At 40.1% G+C, this 20,915-nt stretch carries 26 protein-coding genes, 1 tRNA gene, 4 pseudogenes and 1 riboswitch; of the genes and pseudogenes, 18 read left to right on the forward strand and 13 right to left on the reverse strand.

Going from position 1 to position 20,915, the window contains the following annotated elements; translation table 11 throughout:
• The first annotated feature begins 160 nt into the window (after positions 1–160).
• The 3 genes and pseudogenes from mgtE (at position 161) to JCM19043_RS07125 (ending at position 2,892) form a co-directional block, all read left to right on the forward strand.
• Positions 161–1,475, forward strand: a pseudogene (gene mgtE, locus JCM19043_RS07115) (magnesium transporter).
• Positions 1,476–1,626: 151 nt separating this feature from the next.
• On the forward strand, positions 1,627–2,406 hold the full coding sequence (gene fabI / locus JCM19043_RS07120) for an enoyl-ACP reductase FabI (RefSeq protein ID WP_062321240.1): 780 nt from the start codon (positions 1,627–1,629) through the stop codon (positions 2,404–2,406).
• Positions 2,407–2,592: 186 nt separating this feature from the next.
• Positions 2,593–2,892, forward strand: a complete 300-nt coding sequence (locus JCM19043_RS07125) for a hypothetical protein (protein WP_062321242.1) — start codon at positions 2,593–2,595, stop codon at positions 2,890–2,892.
• A gap of 31 nt (positions 2,893–2,923) precedes the next feature.
• Here JCM19043_RS07125 and JCM19043_RS15990 read toward each other — a convergent pair.
• Positions 2,924–3,372, reverse strand: a pseudogene (locus tag JCM19043_RS15990) (CotY/CotZ family spore coat protein).
• A 166-nt stretch (positions 3,373–3,538) separates the two neighbouring features.
• Here JCM19043_RS15990 and JCM19043_RS07130 point away from each other — a divergent pair.
• Positions 3,539–3,811: a hypothetical protein gene (locus JCM19043_RS07130; RefSeq protein WP_062321244.1), complete on the forward strand. Its 273-nt coding sequence runs from the start codon at positions 3,539–3,541 to the stop codon at positions 3,809–3,811.
• Positions 3,812–3,822: 11 nt separating this feature from the next.
• Here JCM19043_RS07130 and JCM19043_RS07135 read toward each other — a convergent pair whose 3' ends face one another.
• The 4 genes and pseudogenes from JCM19043_RS07135 to rodA form a co-directional block, all read right to left on the reverse strand.
• A complete protein-coding gene (locus JCM19043_RS07135; RefSeq protein ID WP_062321246.1) occupies positions 3,823–4,455 on the reverse strand; it encodes a DUF421 domain-containing protein in 633 nt (210 codons plus the stop codon).
• A gap of 57 nt (positions 4,456–4,512) precedes the next feature.
• Positions 4,513–4,938, reverse strand: a complete 426-nt coding sequence (locus JCM19043_RS07140) for a GNAT family N-acetyltransferase (protein ID WP_062321248.1) — start codon at positions 4,936–4,938, stop codon at positions 4,513–4,515.
• A 41-nt stretch (positions 4,939–4,979) separates the two neighbouring features.
• A complete protein-coding gene (gene ftsW / locus JCM19043_RS07145) occupies positions 4,980–6,110 on the reverse strand; it encodes a putative lipid II flippase FtsW (RefSeq protein WP_369813809.1) in 1,131 nt (376 codons plus the stop codon).
• Positions 6,094–7,250 (reverse strand): annotated as a pseudogene (rodA, locus tag JCM19043_RS07150) (rod shape-determining protein RodA). The gene ftsW and the pseudogene rodA overlap by 17 nt, the downstream one beginning before the upstream one ends.
• Before the next feature lie 175 nt (positions 7,251–7,425).
• On the opposite strand from rodA, the gene JCM19043_RS07155 reads away from it, so the two are divergent.
• The 5 genes and pseudogenes from JCM19043_RS07155 (at position 7,426) to JCM19043_RS07170 (ending at position 10,391) form a co-directional block, all read left to right on the forward strand.
• Positions 7,426–7,498, forward strand: a tRNA-Val gene (locus tag JCM19043_RS07155).
• Between the two features lie 463 nt (positions 7,499–7,961).
• The gene (locus JCM19043_RS16775; RefSeq protein WP_197274764.1) at positions 7,962–8,690 is read left to right on the forward strand and encodes a DUF1576 domain-containing protein; all 729 of its coding nucleotides are present in this window, start codon (positions 7,962–7,964) and stop codon (positions 8,688–8,690) included.
• Positions 8,691–8,730: 40 nt separating this feature from the next.
• Positions 8,731–9,281, forward strand: a pseudogene (locus JCM19043_RS16780) (DUF1576 domain-containing protein).
• Positions 9,278–9,619, forward strand: a complete 342-nt coding sequence (locus tag JCM19043_RS07165) for a hypothetical protein (RefSeq protein ID WP_062321252.1) — start codon at positions 9,278–9,280, stop codon at positions 9,617–9,619. Before JCM19043_RS16780 ends, JCM19043_RS07165 begins: the two are co-directional and overlap by 4 nt.
• A gap of 55 nt (positions 9,620–9,674) precedes the next feature.
• Positions 9,675–10,391 carry an SDR family NAD(P)-dependent oxidoreductase gene (locus JCM19043_RS07170; protein ID WP_062321254.1) on the forward strand — a complete coding sequence of 239 codons (717 nt, stop codon included), beginning with the start codon at positions 9,675–9,677 and terminating at the stop codon, positions 10,389–10,391.
• A 149-nt stretch (positions 10,392–10,540) separates the two neighbouring features.
• On the opposite strand, the gene JCM19043_RS16790 is transcribed toward JCM19043_RS07170, so the two are convergent.
• The 4 genes from JCM19043_RS16790 to JCM19043_RS18145 all read right to left on the reverse strand — a co-directional run bounded on the left by JCM19043_RS16790 (position 10,541) and on the right by JCM19043_RS18145 (position 11,829).
• The gene (locus tag JCM19043_RS16790; protein WP_197274766.1) at positions 10,541–10,783 is read right to left on the reverse strand and encodes a hypothetical protein; all 243 of its coding nucleotides are present in this window, start codon (positions 10,781–10,783) and stop codon (positions 10,541–10,543) included.
• Between the two features lie 147 nt (positions 10,784–10,930).
• Positions 10,931–11,329 (reverse strand): polysaccharide biosynthesis C-terminal domain-containing protein, encoded by a 399-nt coding sequence (locus JCM19043_RS16795; RefSeq protein ID WP_231631432.1) that lies wholly within the window; start codon positions 11,327–11,329, stop codon positions 10,931–10,933.
• Complete coding sequence (locus tag JCM19043_RS16800) at positions 11,262–11,609, reverse strand: MATE family efflux transporter (RefSeq protein WP_197274768.1); 348 nt, start codon at positions 11,607–11,609, stop codon at positions 11,262–11,264. The genes JCM19043_RS16795 and JCM19043_RS16800 overlap by 68 nt, the downstream gene beginning before the upstream one ends.
• Positions 11,584–11,829, reverse strand: coding sequence for an MATE family efflux transporter (locus tag JCM19043_RS18145; protein ID WP_197274769.1), 246 nt, complete (start codon positions 11,827–11,829; stop codon positions 11,584–11,586). Before JCM19043_RS18145 ends, JCM19043_RS16800 begins: the two co-directional genes overlap by 26 nt.
• Positions 11,830–12,257: 428 nt before the next feature.
• Here JCM19043_RS18145 and JCM19043_RS07185 point away from each other — a divergent pair, with 428 nt between their 5' ends.
• Positions 12,258–12,911 carry an immunoglobulin-like domain-containing protein gene (locus JCM19043_RS07185; protein WP_062321259.1) on the forward strand — a complete coding sequence of 218 codons (654 nt, stop codon included), beginning with the start codon at positions 12,258–12,260 and terminating at the stop codon, positions 12,909–12,911.
• Between the two features lie 58 nt (positions 12,912–12,969).
• On the opposite strand, the gene JCM19043_RS07190 is transcribed toward JCM19043_RS07185, so the two are convergent.
• The 3 genes from JCM19043_RS07190 to JCM19043_RS07200 form a co-directional block, all read right to left on the reverse strand.
• Positions 12,970–13,539, reverse strand: coding sequence for a sugar phosphate isomerase/epimerase (locus tag JCM19043_RS07190; protein WP_082394466.1), 570 nt, complete (start codon positions 13,537–13,539; stop codon positions 12,970–12,972).
• Positions 13,443–13,805: a hypothetical protein gene (locus JCM19043_RS07195; protein ID WP_062321263.1), complete on the reverse strand. Its 363-nt coding sequence runs from the start codon at positions 13,803–13,805 to the stop codon at positions 13,443–13,445. The genes JCM19043_RS07190 and JCM19043_RS07195 overlap by 97 nt, the downstream gene beginning before the upstream one ends.
• A gap of 93 nt (positions 13,806–13,898) precedes the next feature.
• Positions 13,899–14,708: a VLRF1 family aeRF1-type release factor gene (locus JCM19043_RS07200; protein WP_062321265.1), complete on the reverse strand. Its 810-nt coding sequence runs from the start codon at positions 14,706–14,708 to the stop codon at positions 13,899–13,901.
• A 225-nt stretch (positions 14,709–14,933) separates the two neighbouring features.
• Here JCM19043_RS07200 and JCM19043_RS07205 point away from each other — a divergent pair, with 225 nt between their 5' ends.
• From JCM19043_RS07205 to JCM19043_RS07215, 3 genes are all read left to right on the forward strand, one after another.
• Complete coding sequence (locus JCM19043_RS07205) at positions 14,934–15,332, forward strand: VOC family protein (protein ID WP_062321267.1); 399 nt, start codon at positions 14,934–14,936, stop codon at positions 15,330–15,332.
• Positions 15,333–15,385: 53 nt separating this feature from the next.
• Positions 15,386–15,488: riboswitch (SAM riboswitch) on the forward strand.
• A gap of 110 nt (positions 15,489–15,598) precedes the next feature.
• Positions 15,599–16,099: an AMP-binding protein gene (locus tag JCM19043_RS07210; protein ID WP_062321269.1), complete on the forward strand. Its 501-nt coding sequence runs from the start codon at positions 15,599–15,601 to the stop codon at positions 16,097–16,099.
• A 169-nt stretch (positions 16,100–16,268) separates the two neighbouring features.
• On the forward strand, positions 16,269–16,457 hold the full coding sequence (locus tag JCM19043_RS07215) for a hypothetical protein (RefSeq protein WP_062321271.1): 189 nt from the start codon (positions 16,269–16,271) through the stop codon (positions 16,455–16,457).
• Here the strand turns inward: JCM19043_RS07215 and JCM19043_RS07220 are convergent.
• Positions 16,454–17,266 (reverse strand): MurR/RpiR family transcriptional regulator, encoded by an 813-nt coding sequence (locus JCM19043_RS07220; RefSeq protein ID WP_062321273.1) that lies wholly within the window; start codon positions 17,264–17,266, stop codon positions 16,454–16,456. The two genes, JCM19043_RS07215 and JCM19043_RS07220, sit on opposite strands and share 4 nt — an antisense overlap.
• A gap of 237 nt (positions 17,267–17,503) precedes the next feature.
• Between JCM19043_RS07220 and JCM19043_RS07225 the strand changes: the two genes are divergently transcribed.
• Genes JCM19043_RS07225 through JCM19043_RS07235 form a run of 5 tightly spaced genes read left to right on the forward strand, consistent with a single transcriptional unit; the run spans position 17,504 to position 20,829 of the window.
• Complete coding sequence (locus JCM19043_RS07225) at positions 17,504–18,334, forward strand: cell division protein FtsQ (protein WP_369813813.1); 831 nt, start codon at positions 17,504–17,506, stop codon at positions 18,332–18,334.
• A 1-nt stretch (position 18,335) separates the two neighbouring features.
• Positions 18,336–18,731 carry an ABC transporter ATP-binding protein gene (locus JCM19043_RS15995; protein ID WP_082394468.1) on the forward strand — a complete coding sequence of 132 codons (396 nt, stop codon included), beginning with the start codon at positions 18,336–18,338 and terminating at the stop codon, positions 18,729–18,731.
• Positions 18,722–19,324, forward strand: a complete 603-nt coding sequence (locus JCM19043_RS16000; protein ID WP_082394469.1) for an AAA family ATPase — start codon at positions 18,722–18,724, stop codon at positions 19,322–19,324. The genes JCM19043_RS15995 and JCM19043_RS16000 overlap by 10 nt, the downstream gene beginning before the upstream one ends.
• Positions 19,325–19,356: 32 nt before the next feature.
• The gene (locus JCM19043_RS16005; protein ID WP_082394470.1) at positions 19,357–20,019 is read left to right on the forward strand and encodes an energy-coupling factor ABC transporter ATP-binding protein; all 663 of its coding nucleotides are present in this window, start codon (positions 19,357–19,359) and stop codon (positions 20,017–20,019) included.
• Complete coding sequence (locus tag JCM19043_RS07235) at positions 20,020–20,829, forward strand: energy-coupling factor transporter transmembrane protein EcfT (RefSeq protein WP_062321278.1); 810 nt, start codon at positions 20,020–20,022, stop codon at positions 20,827–20,829. It begins immediately after the preceding gene.
• Positions 20,830–20,915: the final 86 nt, after the last annotated feature.

Consider the following 20,915-nt stretch of genomic DNA (forward strand, 5'->3'; position numbering starts at 1 on the left):
AGGAAAAAGAGGGAAAACATGTTAAAGTGTTTTCTTTTCTTTTTTTCAACCTAGAAGTTATGCTAAAATGAAGTGTTAGAAAAGATAAAGAAATACGGGTAAGGAGGGCATTCTTGTGGAAAAATTAGATCAAGATGAAAAAGAACCATTATATACAGAGATTGAAGAGGCGCTAGCCATAGAAGACATTCATGCTTTCGCGATGAGTTTTTGGACATGCACCCGTATGATCAATCTGAATTATTTGAGGAGTTAAATGAAACTGAGCGGCATTTGGTTTATAGCTACTTATCACCAGAGGAAATGGCCGATGTCATTGAACATATCGACAAAGACCGCGTTGGAGATGTGATTACCGAAATGAACCCGACGTATGCGGCTGAAGTTTTAGCTGAAGTGGCAACGGATGATGCGGTCGATATATTAAATGACTTAGACAAAGATAAAGTCGCTAGTTACTTAACTATTATGGAAGAAGAAGCAGCGGATGAGATTAAAGATTTGTTGCACTATGAAGAGAAAACCGCTGGTAGTATTATGACAACAGAATTCGTCGTAGTAACGACGGAGATGAATGTTAAACAAGCCATGCGTCATTTACGCCAAGAGGCACCTGATGCTGAGACGATTTATTATATTTATGTCGTTGACCAAGACCGCAAACTAGTAGGGTTATTTCATTGCGTGATCTCATTATTGCCGATGGCGCCGAAATTATTGAAGATTTGATGAGTGACCGAATTGTATCGGTTTCTGTTGGGGATGACCAAGAACAAATTGCACAAATGATGCGTGACTATGATTTCTTAGCGCTACCAGTTGTTGATTTTCAACATCATTTACTCGGTATTATTACCGTCGATGATATTATGGACGTTATGGAAGAAGAAGCCAATGATGATTACTCAAAACTTGCCGGTGTTGACGTTGATGCCGCAGAATTAACTTCGATTCAAGCCGCGAAGAATCGGTTACCTTGGTTGATTATTCTCATGTTTTTAGGATTGTTTACAGCCAGTATTATTGGCCGTTTCGAAGCGACGTTAGATCAAGTGGCGCTTCTGGCGATTTTCTTACCGTTGATTGCCGGTATGGCAGGGAATACAGGGACTCAAGCACTTGCCGTTGCCGTACGTGGTATAGCCACAGGTGAGTTTCAAAAGCAGGGCCTATCTAAAATCGTTATGCGTGAGTTAACGACGGGTGTGATTATAGGTGTCACTTGCGGCTTGTCAATTTGGGGGATTATCTATATCTGGCAAGGGACACTCTTTTTAGGGTTCGTTGTTGGTTTATCGATTATGACGACGCTACTAGTGGCGACTGTCTCAGGTGCGCTTGTCCCGCTATTGATGCACTACTTTAAAGTCGATCCTGCTGTCGCTTCAGGGCCATTTATTACGACGATTAACGATATCATTTCAGTCGTGATATATTTCGGTTTAGCGACCATGTTTATGCAATTTTTAATTTAGCCAACGATTTAGCAAAGTAAACATATAAGCCATGTTCAGAATAGAGGCGGATGCCTCTATTTTTTTAGAAAAAAAGATTGCCAAATGACGGGGAATTCGTTAATATAGTACTAGGTACTAATAACACGTAATAAAACCGGAGGTTATTTATATGAATTTTTCTTTAGAAGGACGCACCTATGTCATCATGGGTGTAGCAAATAAACGCTCATTAGCTTGGGGAATTGCGAAGGCACTTGACGAGGCAGGGGCTAATCTTATCTTTACCTACTTAAGTCCACGCTTTGAAAAATCCGTACGCGAGCTAGCAGCAACGTTAAATCAGGACGTTCAACATTTCTATGAATGTGATGTCAGTGACGATCAGTCAATTGATCAAGCATTTGAGAACATCAAAACAGATGTTGGGGTTATCCATGGTTTAGCGCATTGTATCGCTTTTGCGGATAAAGACGATTTAAAAGGTGAATTTAAACAAACAAGTCGAGAAGGATTTTTAACGGCACATAATATTAGTGCCTACTCATTGGTTGCGGTATCACGTGCAGCGGAGCCATTAATGACAGAAGGCGGTAGTATTGTGACACTGACGTACCTTGGTGGAGAGCGTGTCGTTCAAAACTATAACATTATGGGTGTAGCTAAAGCGAGTCTAGATGCATCAATGAAGTATTTAGCTAATGATTTAGGTAAACAAAATATTCGTATTAACGCCATTTCAGCTGGACCTATTCGTACCTTATCAGCAAAAGGTGTTGGCGACTTTAATACAATCTTAAAAGATATTGAAGAAAAAGCGCCACTTAGACGGACAGTCACTCAAGAGGAAGTTGGATCAAATGCTTATTATTTACTCAGTGATTTATCTAGTGGTGTGACAGGTGAAATTATTCATGTTGATTCTGGCTACAGCATTTTAGGTTTAGTTTAATAAGTATTTCCTATTTTTAATAATGATAGACAGAAAGCTTAACCGGTTTGGGTTAGGCTTTTTGCGTTTGATCAAACAAAATCCTTTAAATAACCGCATCTCCACTTTACAGTCTGCATAGACTGATGGTGAGGAGGGGAAAGGTAATGAAAAAAAAAACGGGTATCATTAAACCAATTAGAGACATTGGATCAATATATAAAAGCGTCGCATCAAGAATCGGTAGTGGAAGAAGTAGCCTTACGGCCACTGAAAGATCATGTTGAATTAGAAAATGAACGTGTGATACAAGAATTAGCAACCTTAGTAAAACCGACGCGTTTAAACTTAAAACATGAAGTCAAGTTAAAGCTATTTAATGGTGAGGAGATGATAGGGGTACCAGTGTCATTAGACGAAAAATCACTCCTATTCGATTCATTAAGAAAACAGGTGACAGTACCATTATCTGATATTGAGTCATGCCGTATTTTAGGCATAAAATAACCCCACAATGTTGAGTTGTGGGGTTTTCAACTTAAAGGGCACGAATAGCTGGTAAACATGTAATATGGCAAAAACACTCAGGATCCACAGTAATACAAACACCAGTCCCACGTAATTTTTCTGTTTTTTGTTCAACAGGCGAAACGGGATCAAGTGCTTCTTGACATTGGTCACGTAACAGTTCTAATATGCAACAATGACGGTCGACTGATTTTACTCGGAAGTAGTAGCTTGAGAAGACATGTTCAATTTTTTTCGGCTTAGCCCATAGCCTTTGAACGGTTGACAGTTACGGCAGTATAATAACACGGGTACAGTATCGTAGTGACAGCCCTCTTGATGTGAGCCGAATAAATCTGATATCGATTGTTCACAGCTCGAATCACAATGACAAGGACCGAGTTTATTTTGTGCTTCAGCAATTTCGCGCAAGACATTTGTTACGCAGTGATCGCCTTCAAATGAAGTTCCACAAGCCATAAGAAAACTCCTCTCTCTTTCAATTAACCATTAAGGTTACTGATAGTATATGAAGTGGCCAGAGAAGTGTGTGTATAGTCAAAAAAGTTTCTTTTTTAAAAGAATCGGGTATAATGTAATTAACAGAAGATTTAAATTTTATGTCTATAAAAAGGGGATGACAGCTATGGGTTATGTACTTCCGATTGATCAATATGTCTATCAAGCTTACCATAACCGCGTCATTGGCCAAGAAGTTGAGCCGTTTAAGCTTGATCAACTCGAACGAGTGCCATCGATTGAGGGAAAGCATCACTCAGGTCAATCGATTGACCGGCATCTTTTCCATCAAGCGAAGAAAGATAAAGCGCAAGTATTTGACCGTGAAAAAAAATCACCCCTTCAGAAATTACAACAAGACCTTACTGGAAAAGGACAATACATTGATGCCTTTATTTAATAGCTATGAGCCTAACGCCACTGGATGGCTAACGGCTCATTTTTTGTATATTCACAGCTAAAAATATTCTCGTAATCAGTGATGCCTTGTTGTTTAAGCGTACGTTTTAACCAGATGTCATCTTTACCGATGACGCGTAAGTTATTATAAATAATTTCACCATCATTAATTAAATTAACTGGTAATACTTTTATGGGATCTGATTTTTTTAAGACAGATATTGTCCCATCAGTTTCTAAAATAGCAACATTAACATCTTTTATTTGAAAAACATCTTTCATGCGAAGTAAATGCTGGAGTTGATTAAAATCGAGCCGATTTCGCTTCATCATCTCACGGTCGATTTTACCATTTTCTATAATGATATCGGGTTTCCCTTCTAAAAAATGACGAGTTCCCTTATATTTTTGCGTAACAATCTCGATAATCATCATCAGCCCCCAGATAAATAAGGCGAACATCACCTGTAACAAATTCGTTTCTGGATCATACAGTGCGTTACCAACGAATTCCCCGAGTATGAGAGCCGAAATAAAATCAAAGGCGGTGAGTTGCCTGATTTGTGTCTTGCCTAAAACTTTTGTGACAAACAGTAATAAGATAAACCCGAAGCTTGTCTTTAAAAACAGCTCGAACCATAACATGAAAAATCCCTCCCTAGCTTGATATTATAACCAAGACAGAGAGGGAATATGCTTCTATTAAGATAATGTTTTTTCCATCGCAACGTGGGCAATAGTTGCTTCGTAAAAGACATCAGAGGTAATCGTATACCCAAGCCGTTGGTAAAACCCTGTCGCATGTTTTTGTGCATGTAAGGTGCTTATCGTTAGCCCAGCGTCTCTCATAAATGTTTCTGTTTTAAGCATGAGCTTTTTTCCGAGATGTTGACCACGATAAGCTTTTAATACGGCCATTCGTTGAATCTTACCTCTATTGTTATTCGGTGTAAACCTAAGACAAGCAACAGGTTGGTCGTTGACATACCCAACGATATGTGTGGCAATCTTATCTAATTCGTCTCGTTCAATTGATGCGTCGACGCCTTGTTCTTTAACAAATACGTCGTGACGAACAAAGAAGCCGTCTTGTTTTTGTTGTTCAGTTGTAGCTTTGATGATGTTCATAGTTATTCCTCCCACACTCTATCGGGTAGTAAAAGCGAGCATTAGCTCACTGTTTTTTTACGTCCTGATACATTTATTAATAGACCTGATGCCACCATCATAATGACGAGAGAAGTCCCGCCGTAACTGATAAAAGGTAACGGAATCCCGGTAATGGGCATTAGACCAGACATCGCGCCAAGGTTGATGATCGCTTGAATAATGATTTGAAAAGTAATCCCAATCCCAAGTAACCGGTAATAATCATTGTGAGCTTCGTTGGCGATTTTAATCCCACGGAATAAAATGATTAGATAACAGCCGACAACAATGGTGATCCCGATCACCCCGAGTTCCTCTACAATGACGGACATGATGAAGTCGGTATGAGCCTCTGGTAAATAGCCGAGTTTTTGAACGCTATTTCCAAGTCCAGCACCGAATAAGCCACCAGTGGCGATGGAAACGTATGAACTAGCGAGTTGATAACCCGCCCCTTGTAAATCTTCAAAAGGTTTCATGAAAGAGGTGATCCGCTGGAGACGGTATGGTTCAGCAATAGCGAAAAGCGTAGCAAGTCCAGCGCCTGTCAGTATTAATCCTATGATATGTCTGAATTTTACGCCGCTAAAAATAATAATGGCTCCACAGATAGCCAGTAAATGAATAGTGGTTCCAAGGTCAGGCTGCGCCATAATAAAGCCAGCAACAATTGCAAATAAAATAAGTGGAGGCATGACGCCGTAAAAGAATTTATCAAAGTACTCTTTTCGCTGGGAGTAGAACTTGGCAAAATAGATAACCATAAATATTTTAACGATTTCTGATGGTTGAAAGACAACGCCTAAATTCACCCAACGTCTCGAACCATTACGAACGACACCGAGTTGTGGTGTTAAGACAAGAATAAGTAACACGACACTAATGAGAATAAGCCAAGGGCTTATTCTACCTGCAAATTTTAATGAGACGAAGCTACTAATAAACATCAGTACAAGACCGGCAATAAAAAAGATCAGTTGGCGTTTGAAAAAGTGTAAGCCGTCATTGTAATCAAGTTCTCCTAGTGTATAACTAGATGTATACACCATGATCAGTCCAAAGATGGATAAAGTGACAATGGCACTGATTAATATAAAATCAAATTGTTTTATTCTTTCTAACATAAACACCCCTCTATTCTTCTCCATCATTTCCAAACATATATGTTTTCGTTCGGAGATGAACACTCGTGACGATCCAATCGCTAACATATTCGTCAACAGTGCACTGCCGCCGTAACTGACAAAAGGTAAGGCTAAACCAGTAATGGGCATTAAACCAATGGTCATCCCGATGTTTTGAAAGATTTGAAATGTTAATAACGCAATGACACCGACACAAATGTACATGCCAAATAATGAATTGGCATGTAGAGCAATCGTGATAATCCGGTAAATGAGTAAAAAGAATAATACTACGACCAGACTTGTCCCGATAAAGCCGAACTCTTCACCGATGACCGCAAAAATAAAATCCGTATGCGCCTCGGGAATATGTCCACTTTGGACTTGATAGCCTTCTTTAAAACCTGAGCCTGATAATTGACCGGAACCTATACCGAGTAAGGCTTGTTGAAGCTGATAACCAAAACCACGTGAATAACCTTCCGGGTCGAGCCAGCCATAAATTCGAGCCATTTGGTGAGAAGCAACGAAGCGTTCTAATATGTCTCGTTGATATAGAAATAAATAGACAAGCGCCGCGAACCCAGTAAGGCCTGTCGCAACGAGAATACCTAACAGTTTCAGTGATAAGCTAGAAATTAATAGTAACGCGGTTACTGAAAAAAGAATCATCAATGTGGTACCTAAATCGGGTTGTTGCCAAATAAGATACAACGGAATCATCGTAAAAAGTAGTATTTTAGCTAACACCCAAAGACTAGGCTTGAAATCTAACCGATACTTTCCAATTTTACTGAGAATCATCGCAATATGTAAGACGAGAAATATTTTCATGAACTCAGATGGCTGAATTTCGGTAACTTTCACATCAATCCAGCGCTGTGAACCATTACGTTCAACGCCGATAAATTCAACTAAAACAAGTAAGAAAATACCGCCTAAATAAAACAGCCATGTCCATTTTTCTAACAGTTCAAAGTCAAAAAAAGCGACGACCATCATGACAATCAGTCCTAAGAAGATAAAGACAAGTTGGCGTTTAATAAAAAAAGTAGGGTCTCCGGAAGCATATTGACCAGATCCGCTATAAATCGCTAGTAAGCTGATCGTGAATAAACAGCCTAAAATAAAAACAATCGTATAATCGATTGGGAGTTTCTTCTGCATAACCATTCCTCATTTTCTAATGAATTGCTTGTTTTAAAAATACATCTTCACCTATCATACCAAAAAAGTGAAGGGTTGTGGGGAGTCATCGGAATCATTTTGTTAAAAAAGTTGTTGACAAACACGTCTACTTTTTATATGATTTACTTACGGTTTTTTTAACCGCTATAATTTTGACTTCGTAGCTCAGTTGGGAGAGCATCACCTTGACAGGGTGGGGGTCGCTGGTTCGAGCCCAGTCGAAGTCACTACCGAGAACCCTTGATATACAAGGGTTCTTTTAATTTTAATGTTACTTTTCACTTTTAAGTTGCTCACTTGGATAGTCAATTGCTAGACTAGATGGAGTAAAGCATCGTATTATTTTACGCGTATTTTTTGACTGAAATGTTACGCTGCATACAATACAAACATTTTAGCGATGAGGCCCATGCTCCTTCTAAGGACGGGGCTATTTTTTTGCCGTGAAGCACGATGGCTTTACAAATGGCTAACGTTTAGCTAAGAACACGTCGTAATAAGGGGTGATGAGTAGTCATCAGTACGATGAAAATGATGAAAGATAAGATTTCTAGAGCGTAATTAAGGTAGCGTATTTAATGACTGAGCACTGAAAGTGCATGTATACTAGTGTTAAAAACGTGTTTTAAATGGGATGAAAAAAGGAATGGTAAAACAGATAAGACACATGTCAACAAGGGGGAGTTTACATTGGAGAATTGGAGATGGTTTAGAATACTCAGGCGTAAAAACATAGAACTAGCAAATGATCGGGGCCTTAAAGTAGATGATCCAATTAAATATGCGGTGATCAGTTTTTTTGCGCTATTAATTCTTTCAAGTGGTTTTATTTTTAATACACCAGCGGAAATTATCACAGGTTTAATTCAAATCTTAAAGAGTCCGAGTATATTGATTACCGACTATATGGTTGTTGGTAATATCGGGGCGAGTTTTTTTAATGCGGGACTGTTGATGCTTGTGACGATTGCGCTTGCTTATCGCAATAATGTACATATGAACGGCCCAATTATTGCGGCAGCTTTTACGATTATGGGCTTTGCTTTCTTCGGAAAGAATGTCTATAATATCATCCCTATTATATTAGGGGTTTACTTACGGGCGCGGTACCAAAAAACGGTATTAGGCAAGCTGCTGTTACCAGCTTTATTTGGAACGGCTCTGGGTCCGTTAGTTAGCCAAGTAAGCTTTGGTTTTGGTTTTGAGCCGTATTTAGCCATCCCGTTAGGGATCGGTTTTGGTATTGTGGTCGGGTTTATTTTACCACCACTCGCCAATCACTTTATTCCGTTTCACCAAGGGTTTAACTTATACAATATTGGTTTTACCGCTGGGATGATTGGGATGTTGATGATGGCCATCTTTCGTTCTTTTAATCTAGAGACACCGGTCGTTTTTACTTGTAAAGGAAGGGTATAACCGGCCCTTTTTCATCTATTTCTCGCTATTCTTTTTTATTATGTTAGTATTAGGACTTATATTTAACCGATTTAGAAGGAGTTCATATAAAAAGCTCCTACAACATTCTGGTCGATTAGTCACCGACTTTGTCTTTCTAAATGGTTTTGGTGTGAGTTTAATCAATATGGCGTTACTTGGTTACTTGTCACTCGGTTATATTATCCTCGTTGGCGGTCAAATTAATGGGCCGACCATCGGTGGCATCTTCACCGTTGTTGGTTTTGGTGCCTTTGGTAAGCATATTAATAATGTCTGGCCTATTTTAACAGGGGTCTTTTTATCCTCTTTATTAAAAGTATGGGACGTCTCATCGACAGGAGCAGTCTTAGCGGCTCTATTCGGGACAACATTGGCCCCAATCGCGGGTGCTTACGGGCACTATACGGTATTATTGCGGGTTTTGTTCATATTTCTATGGTGATGAATGTTGGCATGCTGCACGGTGGCATGAATTTATATAATAATGGCTTTAGTGGTGGCTTTGTGGCGGCATTACTTGTGCCTATTTTTGATTCACTTAATCGTAAAAAACGGAGGCGAAAAACATGACACGTGAACGGATGAAAGTCATTAAGATTGTCAACGAACTGTTAAGTTATTTCTTTATGCACCATATTATTGATGTTCAAATTGATGTCCAATATGGGAAAGAACATGTGATTATTACGATTATCGGTCAGATCAGTAAGAAACCGGATGACGTGGATGAACTGTATGACGTCCTAAACGCAGAACGACAAGTCGAATATGAAGATTATTACTGGTCCTTACTCGGCGAGCACCGCAACTACTCAGAATTAAACTTACTCGGTTCACTTGTGGATAAAGGTGAAGTGAACTATGAAGATGAGCATCTAACTGTTAAAGTATATCGGGCTAGAGATTAAATTCTTGTCTTTAAAATCATTCAATTACTTTCATCATAAGATAGGAGAGAGGTTAATGAGCCAGGTCGCATTAATTACTGGAGGCGCTAATGGGATTGGTAAGGCGCTTGTTCAAACATTTAAAGAAGCGGGTGTTCATGTTGTCTTTGTTGATGTCGATGATCATCAAGGGGAGGCACTTGCCATCGCTTGTGATGCGTCTTACTATCATGTTGATGTGACAAAACCTGAAGCAATCGAAGCTTTCTTTCGAAAGATGGACCAAGAGAAGGTGACATTTTCAGTCCTTATCAACAATGTCGGTATCACGAAAGTTCAACCGTTCTTGGAATTGAGTTATCAGGAGTTTGATGACGTCTTAAAAACAAATCTGTATAGCACGTTTTTGTTTAGTCAACATGTCGCAAGAAGAATGCCTGATGGTGGTCGCATTATCAATATCGGGTCAACACGTGCCTTTATGTCAGAACCGAATACAGAAAGTTATGCGGCATCAAAAGGGGCGATACATTCATTAACCCATGCGATGGCGATGAGCTTACAGCCACATAATATTACCGTCAATGCCATTAGCCCTGGTTGGATTGAGACAGGTGATCATCAAGCATTAACGGACGTCGATCATGCGCAGCACCCGTCTAACCGTGTTGGTAAGCCGGATGATGTCGCACGACTTGCGTTATTTTTAGCGGATGAAAATCAAGCTTTCATTAACGGAGAAAACATTGTGATTGACGGTGGGATGACGAAAAAAATGATTTATGAAGACTAGAAAAAACGGTAGAGACTATATGTCTTTACCGTTTTTCATTTAACTTAAAGTATCAGGTGAAGCGGGTGTTGTACTCACTTCATTCACAAGCATTTGTTTTCGTCTAAGTAATATTCTGTTGAATAAGTAAAAGAAGACAGATACGGTTGTCACGACAGAAATGAAGTCGCAATCGGTTCACTCACAAGCACCGCAAAGGTTTGATCTTCAATGATGCGCGGTAAGAGTAAAATCAGTGGAATTAATAAAAGGATCTTACGTAATAGCGCTAAAAACAGTGAAACGCGGGCTTCAGACAACGCGATAAAAGCTTGTTGGCAAGAGATTTGCGCGCCGAATAAAAAGACGACAGCCATATAGACACTAATGGTATCGGTCGTGATATCAATCAAGCTTGATCGTTAGTGAAAATGCCAATGAAAACATGTGGAATAATTTTAAAGAAAGCCAAAAAAGAAACGAATAACTGAGTGAAGCGAGAAATAATAGTTTGAACGTCTGTTTGACGCGCGTCGTGTTACCAGCACCGTAGTTATAACTCATGATAGGTTGAGCCCTTGCTTAAGCATGAGGGGTAAGATGAGCATCTGCATGAGGCTAGCCGTGATGGTCATCGCCCCGACCGCGAGGTCACCTCCATAAAGTTGTAACGACCGGTTAAACGTAATGTTTAACAATGACTCTGTACTTTGCATGATAAAAGGTGAGATGCCTAATGTCACAATCATAATTAAATACTGTGGTTTAATTTTTAAGTAGGACCATCTGATTCTAAGCTCTGTTTTTTTACCGGTTAAAAACTTAAGTACCCATAGAGCGGAAACAGCTTGAGAAATAACAGTGGCAACGGCCGCACCGGTTACGCCCATATCAAATACAAAAATAAGAATCGGGTCTAAAATGATGTTTAACGTCGCTCCAATCAAAATGGTGATCATACTGAATAAGGCATACCCTTGTCGATATATAAGGATTTAAACCGAGCGCAAACTGAATGGTAATGGCACCAAGGGAAATAATTTTTAAATAATCCCAGGCAAAGGGTAATGTTTCATTACTTGCACCAAACAATTGAAGGAAGTCTTGTCCAAAAGTGAAGAAAACAAAAGACAGGGTAAGGGATAAGAAAAATAACGTCGTTACCCCTGTACCTAATATTTTCTCAGCTTCTTCTTTATTGCCTTCGCCCATTTTAATGGCGGCTTGCGGGCGCCCCAATCCCAATCAATGAGCTAAACGACATAATAATGATAAAGATTGGAAAAGCAATGCCGACCCCTGTTAGAGCTAGGGGACCAACTTCGGGGATCCGTCCAATGTACATACGGTCTACGATGTTATACAACATGTTGACGACTTGAGCAAAAATATTGGGTAGCGCAAGGGTAAAGAGTAATTTTCCTATCGGTGTTTGATCTAATTTTAATGTGCGAGACATGATATTCACTCCTGATTCATAATTACTTGTATACAAGTTAACATTCTAACATAGAATGAGCAACGATGGGTGTAAATTGTTTCGTCCTTTGTTTAATCAAGTCGAAAATGGGAATCGTTTAACTGTAACAAAATCTTCTAGATAACGACTCATATAACGAGAGATGCAGACATGAATGAGTTAGAAAGGATGAGATAAATGAAGCGACGTTTAGTTAAACGACGATGGTTAGGACTTATAGGGCTTGTCGTGATTCTTACAGGGTGTACAAGAGCGCCCCTAGGCGACATCAACCAGGAAGATTTGTTTAGCCGCGTTGAAAGAGGCGAGGCGCTCGAAGCAAGTTTTGAGCCTATATCAACCAAGCCTATCAACCAGAGGCGCTAGCTGAGTTATTAGGGGAAGAGGTGTTAACTGGGGAGTGGTTTATGAACAACAACGATGATCAGGTTGGTTATACATTACTTTCAGGTTATAAAGAGAAAAATAGTACCCAAGCTATTCAATTATTTGCTTACGGAGAAAGTGAACCTGAACCAACAACGGTGCGTGTTACCATCAGCCAACTTGAATCTGGTGATGACGTGAGCGAAGGAGAAGTAATCACAGAAGTTACGATTGATAATGTCGAGGTAGCCGATACATTTGATCTTACAACCGTGACTATTCCTGAATTAGAAGGTGTTTATTTGTATCGATTAGAAAGCCTTACCCCTACAGGTGAGGTGACAGACCGGGTCTTGTCTGTCTTTTATAATGTTTTACCAAAACTTGACCTTGCCTTTGAAGTAGAACACGACACAGGTACAGAAGCAACGTGGGTGCTGCACAATCATGGTCAAACGAGCGTGACCTTTGGTGTTGATTATGCGCTTGAAAAATATGATGACGGTGTGTGGCGCGAAGTGCCGCTTGATTTAGCTTTCATTGAGATTGCTGTTCAACTCGCGGCAGGGGAGAGATACGACAATGACTTTTCCGTTGAAGATTTAGCTCGCGGGGAATATCGGTTAGTAAAAACAATCCAGGCGCCTGACTACGGAGAATCTTTTACCTTACAAGCACCGTTTTTAATTAAGTAACTTCATGTCGGTCCATAACAAAAATGTTTTTAAAAATAAGACAAGCACTAAGCTTGTCTTATTTCCATGTGAGGTTATTTTTTGATGCCACTTCTCGGATGAATTGACTGGCGAGATCATAACTCATCTCGTCAGGTAAGTGTTCGATAATGACAGGTAAATCCGGGTCTAACGTATCGAGCTTCTTCAGTAAGATCGGGTAATCGAGTTGGCCTGTACCTGGCAACACTTCTTTTAAATGCACGGTTAAATCAGACGTTAGTAAAAGGTCTTTTAAGTGAACATTGACAATTAAGTCACCTAATTCATCGATAAAGTCAGACATAACACGTCGGTTTCGGTAATAGCGTTTCGGGTTATTAATCATATTGACCGGATCAAAGTGGATTTTAAACGCGTCGCGGTCAATCATGTCAACGAGCTGTTTATAGTCCCATACATCACTTGGCGGAGTATAAGGCATCATTTCAAGACTATAGGTTGTCTGTGTTGGTTTGACATCATCAATGATGTCCTGAACAGTTTTGGCAATCAGTTCGAATGTTTGTTGGGTGTAATGTTCGCAGTCTGGACCGTCCCAAGTTGCGCCGAGAGAACCGGCAATGTTGACACACGTCCGCGCGCCAATCTCATCACTAAAGGCGAGTTGTTTTTTATATAATCGATGGCTTTTTTACGCGTCTCAAGATCTGAGCTAATCGGATTACTCCATGCGCCGACCTCACTCAGTAAGATATCGTGTTCTTTTGCTAGGGAGACATAATCGTTTCTCTCTGTTTGTGAACTGGTGTGATTAATCGGTAAGACAGCACTGTTAAAACCTTTTTCAAGATGTTTATTCACCCATGTTTCAGGGGTTAAATGATCAACAAAAACATAGCCACCTAAGCGCATAAGGCACCTCCTGTATATATTTCGAAGTATGTGTCATTCATTCGTTTTGTTATGACATAGGAAGAGGAACTGCATGTCTGCAGTTCCTCACGATTACAGGTCGTGTACGGCTTTAATGACTTTATCATGGTGTTCATCTAACATATTCTTATCGATACAAGCATTGATGGGCTTATTCATCAATTCTTTTAATTCATGTGTTTCTTCGTGTGGACCGACGAGGTAAATATATTCCCATTCACGGTCTTTCGCTAGTTTATCAAGCATCGGGGTAATCGATTTATACCAACGTTTCCGGTTTTCTTCAAATCGGGCAATAAATTGTTCGCGCAAGTTGATACTTTTACCTGCATTTGCCCCTGCTGAGGTATGGTTACGGTTAACGGCAGGGTGTTTACGCCAATCTTCTGTATCTAAATCCAGTTCATAGACCACGGTGTCAATCAGTTTACCTAACTCTGTTTCAACAAGTCGAATCGCTTCTTTTTGGGTCAGGATGACACCTGCTTTTGGATATTCTTGATGCAGTCTGACGAGCTGGTCAACTTTCGCGATTTCTTCCCAGAAGAATTCCGTTTCAACCGGTATTTGTAGGATGTCACTGTAAACAAATTCATCCGGTGTTGCGATAATAATGACGCTTTTCTTTAAATCTAATTCGTTTTCTTTAAAGAAATCTTTGACGGCTTTTTTTACTTGTTGGAATTTTTTTAATTCATCTTTATTGTCTTCGGTGTCTAAGTATTTTTCAAAACGATTGAGTCCATTTTTTAAATGTATCCGCCATTCGCCACCTTGTTGGTCAGGGTCAGCCGGATCCGTGTTTAAATACATTGTAAAGAATTTTTCTGGACTTTCTAAGTATAAACTTTCGAGTTTTTTGATTGTTTTCTTGATGGTCATGTAAAAGCCTCCATTCAATCATTTTTTTCTGTCCTTACCCTGTATCTAACCGAAATATGAAAGCGTTAAACATTTTACGGGTAATCTTTCTAATCTTTCTGAAAAATATCGTAAACGCTGAAGCGGCATTGACAATTTTACGTTATAATGGAAAGAAAGACGTTTATATTTTCATGTGGATGAAACGTCAGGAGAATACATGTGTAACTTGTAGGAGGAATGATTATGACTTTACTTTATCCGTGTTTAATGTTTAGAGGTGAGGCAGAACAAGCGATGCGCTTCTATGTGGGGGCTTTTAAAGGGGCAGAAATATTAGAATTGATGCGCTATGGCCACGGGAGAGAAGCAGACCAACATAAAGTATCACGAGGGATTATCACCTTACATAATCAAACCGTGCTTTGTTTTGATAGTATTGTCGACCATCCCTTCACGTTTACTCCAAGTACTTCACTTGTGATCGAGTGTGAGTCATTAGAAGAATTAAAAAGATTATATGATTACTTAGCCGTTAATGGAGAAGTGTTAATGCCATTAGATACGTATCAATGCCATCAACAGATGGTTTGGTTTAATGATCAGTTTGGTGTGAGTTGGCAACTTGTGTATTTTGGCGTATAACCTCTTTACAATTACGGAATTTATGTTATAATTTTCTAAAACAACTGCATAGGTGTTTATCACGAGTGAACGAGAGATCTGGCTCTAAGACTTCACGGCAACCTACATGAGTAAGGTGCCCCAACCAGCAAAGCAGAAGGCTTTGAATGATGAATGTTCGTTATGAAATTAACACGCATTCAATTAATGGATGCGTGTTTTCGTCATTGATCGCCTTTCTTATCACAATGTTTCATACGAATGTATAGAGAGAGGAATGATGTGAGATGGTAAGAACCGATTTAAAAGAGCCGTTATTAGATCACCGCTTTGACGATGCGCCAAAAACGAATGCGGTTTTTCATTTAATGGATCAGCATGTGGAATTAGGGCACGGATTCGTGCCGTGTTTGATCGAATCAGAACCGGTAAGTCAGTCAATGTCCTTTGGTGACTTTCAAGCAGCTGTAAATAACTATAGTAGGATCTTTCAAGATAATGGTATCTGCAAAGATGATAAAGTCCTTGTCTTACTTAAAACAGGTAAGGTGTTTCACCAGACATTGCTTGCGATTATCCGTTTAGGTGCGATTGCGGTCGTTTGTGATCACGAAACAGCGTGTGTGACACAAATCGCAGAAAAAGAACAGATTAAGATTATTGTGACAGACTATACGTTAAGACGGTTGATTGAAGTGAACCGACTAACGACGTTACAACAGGTCATGTTTACGGAACATATGAATCAGCTCACCCAAACAAATCAAGCACTTGATGTAGTTGGGTAAGGGCAAGTCAGCCGATGGTCATTATATATGACGGGGAGGACCATTTGTGTTATTGTCATGGACATATTGAGTGTTTCGTTACACTCTCAGATGACTATTTAATTCAGACTGAAGAAACCGTGCTCGTTCCCGCTTTAACGTACACCCATCCACTGTTTTACTGGTTGGCATGGATCCAGCGGCTGGTGTATATATCGGCCCCATTCATGCGAAGACAGTAGAACATTTAGTGGGTTTTGTGGCATTAATAGATGAAGATACTTTTGGCTGCTTAGTGAAAGCAGACTGTGAGTTAGAAGCACTAGCGTTTGACCAACAAAAGCTCGTCGGACTCTTGCGCCAGTGTGCGCAAGGTTAACGTGGTAAAAATGCCTTCAATTCTGACCTTAACGCCACTAAAGCCTCGGCTGTTGTCTCAGCTGTTGTTTCTTTAATTAATGCTTCTATTAAACGTTCAATTAAATACGTCGGTCCGATCATCGAGTGGAATTCATTCGGCTTCCCGCGATCGGTGAGAAATATTAGCAGTGCCGGGTACTGGTCTGCTAAATTATCTTGGTCAGTTAAGCCGATGGTCTTGATGCTTTTTTTCTCCGTGACGTGTAATAACGCCTTTGTCTCATTGATCAATCTTGAGAAACTGAAAAAAATGACTGTATCGGTTGGTTGTAAATGCAACAACGTCTCCATGAGTTCACTACCTCCTTCAGTGTGAAGTTCGACGGGAATCGCTAAGCGGCGCAGGCGATAAAACAATAATTCGCCCAATCCTTTCGTGACCCCAAAACTAAAAATATGAACGGTTGAGGCTTGTTTGATTAAATGAACGAAGCGGCTCACGTACGTATTTGCAAGACCTGTTTCTGTTTTGTATAAATAATCGAGTAACTTTTGAAACCTCATCGGTCCTATCGACGAGGTTTCTTTTGCTTGTTGTAACTTGTTTTGTGGAGAGGAAGAAAGCTTATGAATATGCGCTTGTTTAAAGGTTTTGTAATTTCTGTAACCAAGCACCTTAAAAAAACGCGACACTGTAGCGTTACTAATCTTTAAGTCATTAGCAATTTCTTCTTCCGTTTTAAGTAGAGCTTGTTGGGCCTGTCTATTAAAGTAGTCGGCAATTTTCATTTGATTCGGTGTTAAGTTTTTCGTTGGAAAGTTAAACATTTATTTCGCTCCTTATCATAACGGTATGTAGCGTCATTATAGCAAAATCCGTGCAGTGAAAAGCGGGAATGTAAGAAACTTTACATAATGTTTAAAGATGCACAATATTTTACAGCGTCTTTACATGACTCATATACTAGCTTCATCTCCGACCGATATACTTAACGTATCACTTAATTAAAGGAGCTGTTTCATTTGAATACACATCAACGCTTTACTTTAACACAGTCACAAAAAATGATGGTGTTTATTTTGTCGATGTCGCTTTACGGACTATCTAACATGATCACCGAACTTATTCCGAAGTTTTACTTAGGGCCGATTGAATTGTCGGTTGAGTACTTTGCTTTTATTCCTCTTAGCTTAGCGATGATTTTCCATCCCTTATACGCGGCTATTGGCGCAAGTTTAGGTGAGGTGATCTTCGGTGAGATTATGCTAGGGCAGTTTGGTGGGATTGGTGAGTTAGAGAAGTTTATCGCCTTTTCACTGGCGATTTTTATTGCAGGGGTCAGTGTCCGTAACCCGGAAAATAAAAAACAAGTCGCGCTTGGAGCGATGGTTGGTGTAATCCTGCACCAGTTTATAAGTATGAGTGTTGATATTTTAAAAGTATGGGTGGGGGTTGAAGAATTAGAAGCGGTCGAAGGTTTGGCAGAAAGTGTTGTCGTGATTGAAGGACTTGCATTTTTAAACGACGTGCTGTTTTCAGGTATTTTGTTCGCCTTACTCCCCACGCTATACCTTGTACCAAGACTCTACGGTAAGATTGAGCCTTTGTTAGGGATGAAGCCACGAAAGAATGATTTACAACTTGGCTTATCAGACATTGTTACCGTACCGTTTGTACTCGCGACGGTCGTTCTCGGTAGTTTAAGTTTCTTATTTGAGTATTTATCAGAAACGACGTTTGGTTGGGAGTGGGAAGCCCCGCTCGTGGACCGTTTTGGTGAGTGGATTGTCTTTCCAATGATGGCTATACCGGTCATTGTCGCCCTTGTTGTTGTTAGCTATTTGGTCAAACGCAAAGGACGAAAAGACACTGACGGTTATTCGGAGGTTGTTTAACATGACACATCAATTAACGATGACAGACGTGACCTTCACTTATCCAGGGCAGAACAGTCCACAGCTTAAAAATGTGACGCTATCGATTAAAGAAGGGACGTTTGTGGCGATTATGGGTGGCAACGGTAGTGGGAAAAGTACGCTCTGTAAATGTTTGAATGGTCTTATTCCTCATTACTATGTGGGCGACTATGCGGGTAAGACAACCGTTAATGGTCATGATACAACAAAAGTGTCGGTGTCAGAGTTATCTAAACACGTTGGGTATGTGTATCAGGACTTTGAGAATCAACTGGTGAGTCCAAGAGTATTAGATGACGCTTGTTTTGCACCGTTGCACTTTGGGCTGAGTGACTTTAAAAGAAGAGGAGAAAGGCGCTTGAACTTATGGCCATAAGTCATCTAAAAGACCGTTACATTTGGCAACTCAGTGGTGGTCAAAAGCATTTACTGGCGCTGAGTGGGATTTTAAGTTTAGACCCGGATATTATCATTGTTGATGAACCGGTCAGTCAACTCGATCCCTTTCATGCGGAGGTCATCTATAAACAATTACAAGCGCTGCATCAACAAGGAAAAACGGTTATTGTGATTGAGCATCATGCCTCGTTTGTTGCCCGTTATGCTGAAGAAGTCATTTTAATGTGTGAGGGTGAAGTTCTAGCTCATACACCAGTCCGGGAAGCGCTAGAAAATGATGCCTTACTCTCACAAGCAGGTGTGTATCCGCCAGAGGTCACAATGATGGCTCGAGCGATGCATTGGCATGATCAGCCGCTGCCGCTGACGATTGATGAAGCAGAAAGTTACTTTAAGCCATTATTAAAACAAGTAGAAGAAAACAAAGTTGAAATAGCTCCAGAAGAGAATAACGACGTAGCTGTTCAGCTCCAAGGTGTCTCGTTTCATTATCAGTCACTTGAAAAAACAACCCATCAAGTATTTGACCAGCTCGACCTCACCCTCTATCAAGGAGAACGGGTGCCTTAATCGGCAATAACGGAGCAGGAAAATCCACTTTAATGAAGTTGTTAACCGGCCAAATGAAACCGAAAGCCGGTCAAATTGAGATATTTAACGAAGACATCAGTCAACAGTCACCTGAACAATTAGCCGAGTATGTGACTTACATTCATCAAAATCCGGAACATATGTTTATTGACGATAGTGTAGAAAAAGATATCGGCTACTTTTTAAAGATGAGACATGTTAAAGATTTAGATCAACGTGTCGCTAGGTTATTAGAACGGTTTGATTTAACGTCACTTAAATCGCGTGATGCGCGACTGCTTAGCGGCGGGCAGATGCGACGCACGTCACTAGCCATTGGTGAAGGGATGTCACCAAAGTTATTGTTGTTGGATGAACCAACAGCCACACTTGATATGGCCGCAAAACAACATGTGAAACGACTCATGCAAAGTCAGACAGGGGAAGAAAAAACGATTGTGATGGCTACGCATGACGTGTCGCTCGTGTTTGATTGGGCCAGTCGTGTCATCGTGTTAAATAACGGTCAGATTATTTTCGACGGATTGCCAGAACAATTAGTCGGTGATTATCATGTCTTAAATAAAGCCGGCATTATTTTACCAGAAATCGTAGAATTGTCTCGACGACTCAAATTGCCCTTAATGAAAAACCAACAAATGTTTATCGATTGTTTACAACGAGAGGTGATGTAAATGGATGTGGTAAAAACATTGACAGATAAACTGTCAATCGAACAAGTTAAAATAGAACTTTTAAATACAGCCTATGGCTACCACCATACGTTTTTACAACGCTTAGATCCGCGGACGTTATTCCTTTGGTATTTAGTCTTTGGCGTGGTGCCGTTTTTTATCCACTCAACCCCAGTCTTGATTGGGTTAGCCGCTTTTCTTGTCGTATTAACGATTATGGCGAAAGTAAGCCCGCTCATTATTTTTATTTTAACGCTCGGGTTACTCACCCAAGGTGGGTCTTATCTCATTGTCGGGTTATTTTTCGGTGGAAACGTCACGGCGATGTTGCCACTGTTAAAACTCACCCTAAAATTATCGGTTATCTCGATGGCGAGTATCGTTGTATTTTGTTCCATGTCACCGGAGAAGTTGAGTGATGGGTTGTTAAAAATTGGCGTCCCTGGTCAAGTCTCATTTAGTATTGGTTATGCGTATCGTATGTTGCCGACGTTAGTCGAGGAATACCATCATATCTTTTTATCCTACCGATTACGAGGAAAAAAACCTGCGAAAAAAGGGCTTTTTTATAGCCGGCATCTCTTCTATTATATCAAACTATTAATTAAGTCGTTTTATCCGCTTATGTTGTCTGTAGCGAAACGTTCGCGGACGATGGTCGAAGCACTTGAATCAAAGGGAAGTTTATACGGATTTAACCACCCAAAAGTAAAACAGTTAAAACTGCAACATTTAACTATTAAAAGACGTGATGTGTTGTTCTTTAGCTTAAGTATCAGTTACTTTATCGCCTTGATATGGCTCAGTTAGCTCATGCTTTGGTTACGATCCCATCAACAAACGGATAATGTATGATGCAGTCATATGAGGGACTGAGTAATCTCTATAAGAAGGAA

Source organism: Halolactibacillus sp. JCM 19043 (assembly GCF_001310395.1).
Lineage (GTDB): Bacteria > Bacillota > Bacilli > Bacillales > Amphibacillaceae > Halolactibacillus > Halolactibacillus miurensis.

What these genes read in the sequence shown, in the direction of transcription:
- fabI (WP_062321240.1), top strand. Translation starts at nt 1,627, where the DNA reads ATGAATTTTTCTTTAGAAGGACGCACCTATGTCATCATGGGTGTAGCA.
- JCM19043_RS07130 (WP_062321244.1), top strand. Translation starts at nt 3,539, where the DNA reads ATGGGTTATGTACTTCCGATTGATCAATATGTCTATCAAGCTTACCAT.
- JCM19043_RS07135 (WP_062321246.1), bottom strand. Translation starts at nt 4,455, where the DNA reads ATGTTATGGTTCGAGCTGTTTTTAAAGACAAGCTTCGGGTTTATCTTA.
- JCM19043_RS07140 (WP_062321248.1), bottom strand. Translation starts at nt 4,938, where the DNA reads ATGAACATCATCAAAGCTACAACTGAACAACAAAAACAAGACGGCTTC.
- ftsW (WP_369813809.1), bottom strand. Translation starts at nt 6,110, where the DNA reads ATGATGGAGAAGAATAGAGGGGTGTTTATGTTAGAAAGAATAAAACAA.
- JCM19043_RS07165 (WP_062321252.1), top strand. Translation starts at nt 9,278, where the DNA reads ATGACACGTGAACGGATGAAAGTCATTAAGATTGTCAACGAACTGTTA.
- JCM19043_RS07170 (WP_062321254.1), top strand. Translation starts at nt 9,675, where the DNA reads ATGAGCCAGGTCGCATTAATTACTGGAGGCGCTAATGGGATTGGTAAG.
- JCM19043_RS16795 (WP_231631432.1), bottom strand. Translation starts at nt 11,329, where the DNA reads ATGATCACCATTTTGATTGGAGCGACGTTAAACATCATTTTAGACCCG.
- JCM19043_RS18145 (WP_197274769.1), bottom strand. Translation starts at nt 11,829, where the DNA reads ATGTCTCGCACATTAAAATTAGATCAAACACCGATAGGAAAATTACTC.
- JCM19043_RS07185 (WP_062321259.1), top strand. Translation starts at nt 12,258, where the DNA reads ATGAACAACAACGATGATCAGGTTGGTTATACATTACTTTCAGGTTAT.
- JCM19043_RS07195 (WP_062321263.1), bottom strand. Translation starts at nt 13,805, where the DNA reads ATGCGCTTAGGTGGCTATGTTTTTGTTGATCATTTAACCCCTGAAACA.
- JCM19043_RS07200 (WP_062321265.1), bottom strand. Translation starts at nt 14,708, where the DNA reads ATGACCATCAAGAAAACAATCAAAAAACTCGAAAGTTTATACTTAGAA.
- JCM19043_RS07205 (WP_062321267.1), top strand. Translation starts at nt 14,934, where the DNA reads ATGACTTTACTTTATCCGTGTTTAATGTTTAGAGGTGAGGCAGAACAA.
- JCM19043_RS07210 (WP_062321269.1), top strand. Translation starts at nt 15,599, where the DNA reads ATGGTAAGAACCGATTTAAAAGAGCCGTTATTAGATCACCGCTTTGAC.
- JCM19043_RS07215 (WP_062321271.1), top strand. Translation starts at nt 16,269, where the DNA reads ATGGATCCAGCGGCTGGTGTATATATCGGCCCCATTCATGCGAAGACA.
- JCM19043_RS07220 (WP_062321273.1), bottom strand. Translation starts at nt 17,266, where the DNA reads ATGTTTAACTTTCCAACGAAAAACTTAACACCGAATCAAATGAAAATT.
- JCM19043_RS07225 (WP_369813813.1), top strand. Translation starts at nt 17,504, where the DNA reads ATGATGGTGTTTATTTTGTCGATGTCGCTTTACGGACTATCTAACATG.
- JCM19043_RS15995 (WP_082394468.1), top strand. Translation starts at nt 18,336, where the DNA reads ATGACACATCAATTAACGATGACAGACGTGACCTTCACTTATCCAGGG.
- JCM19043_RS16000 (WP_082394469.1), top strand. Translation starts at nt 18,722, where the DNA reads ATGGCCATAAGTCATCTAAAAGACCGTTACATTTGGCAACTCAGTGGT.
- JCM19043_RS16005 (WP_082394470.1), top strand. Translation starts at nt 19,357, where the DNA reads ATGAAGTTGTTAACCGGCCAAATGAAACCGAAAGCCGGTCAAATTGAG.
- JCM19043_RS07235 (WP_062321278.1), top strand. Translation starts at nt 20,020, where the DNA reads ATGGATGTGGTAAAAACATTGACAGATAAACTGTCAATCGAACAAGTT.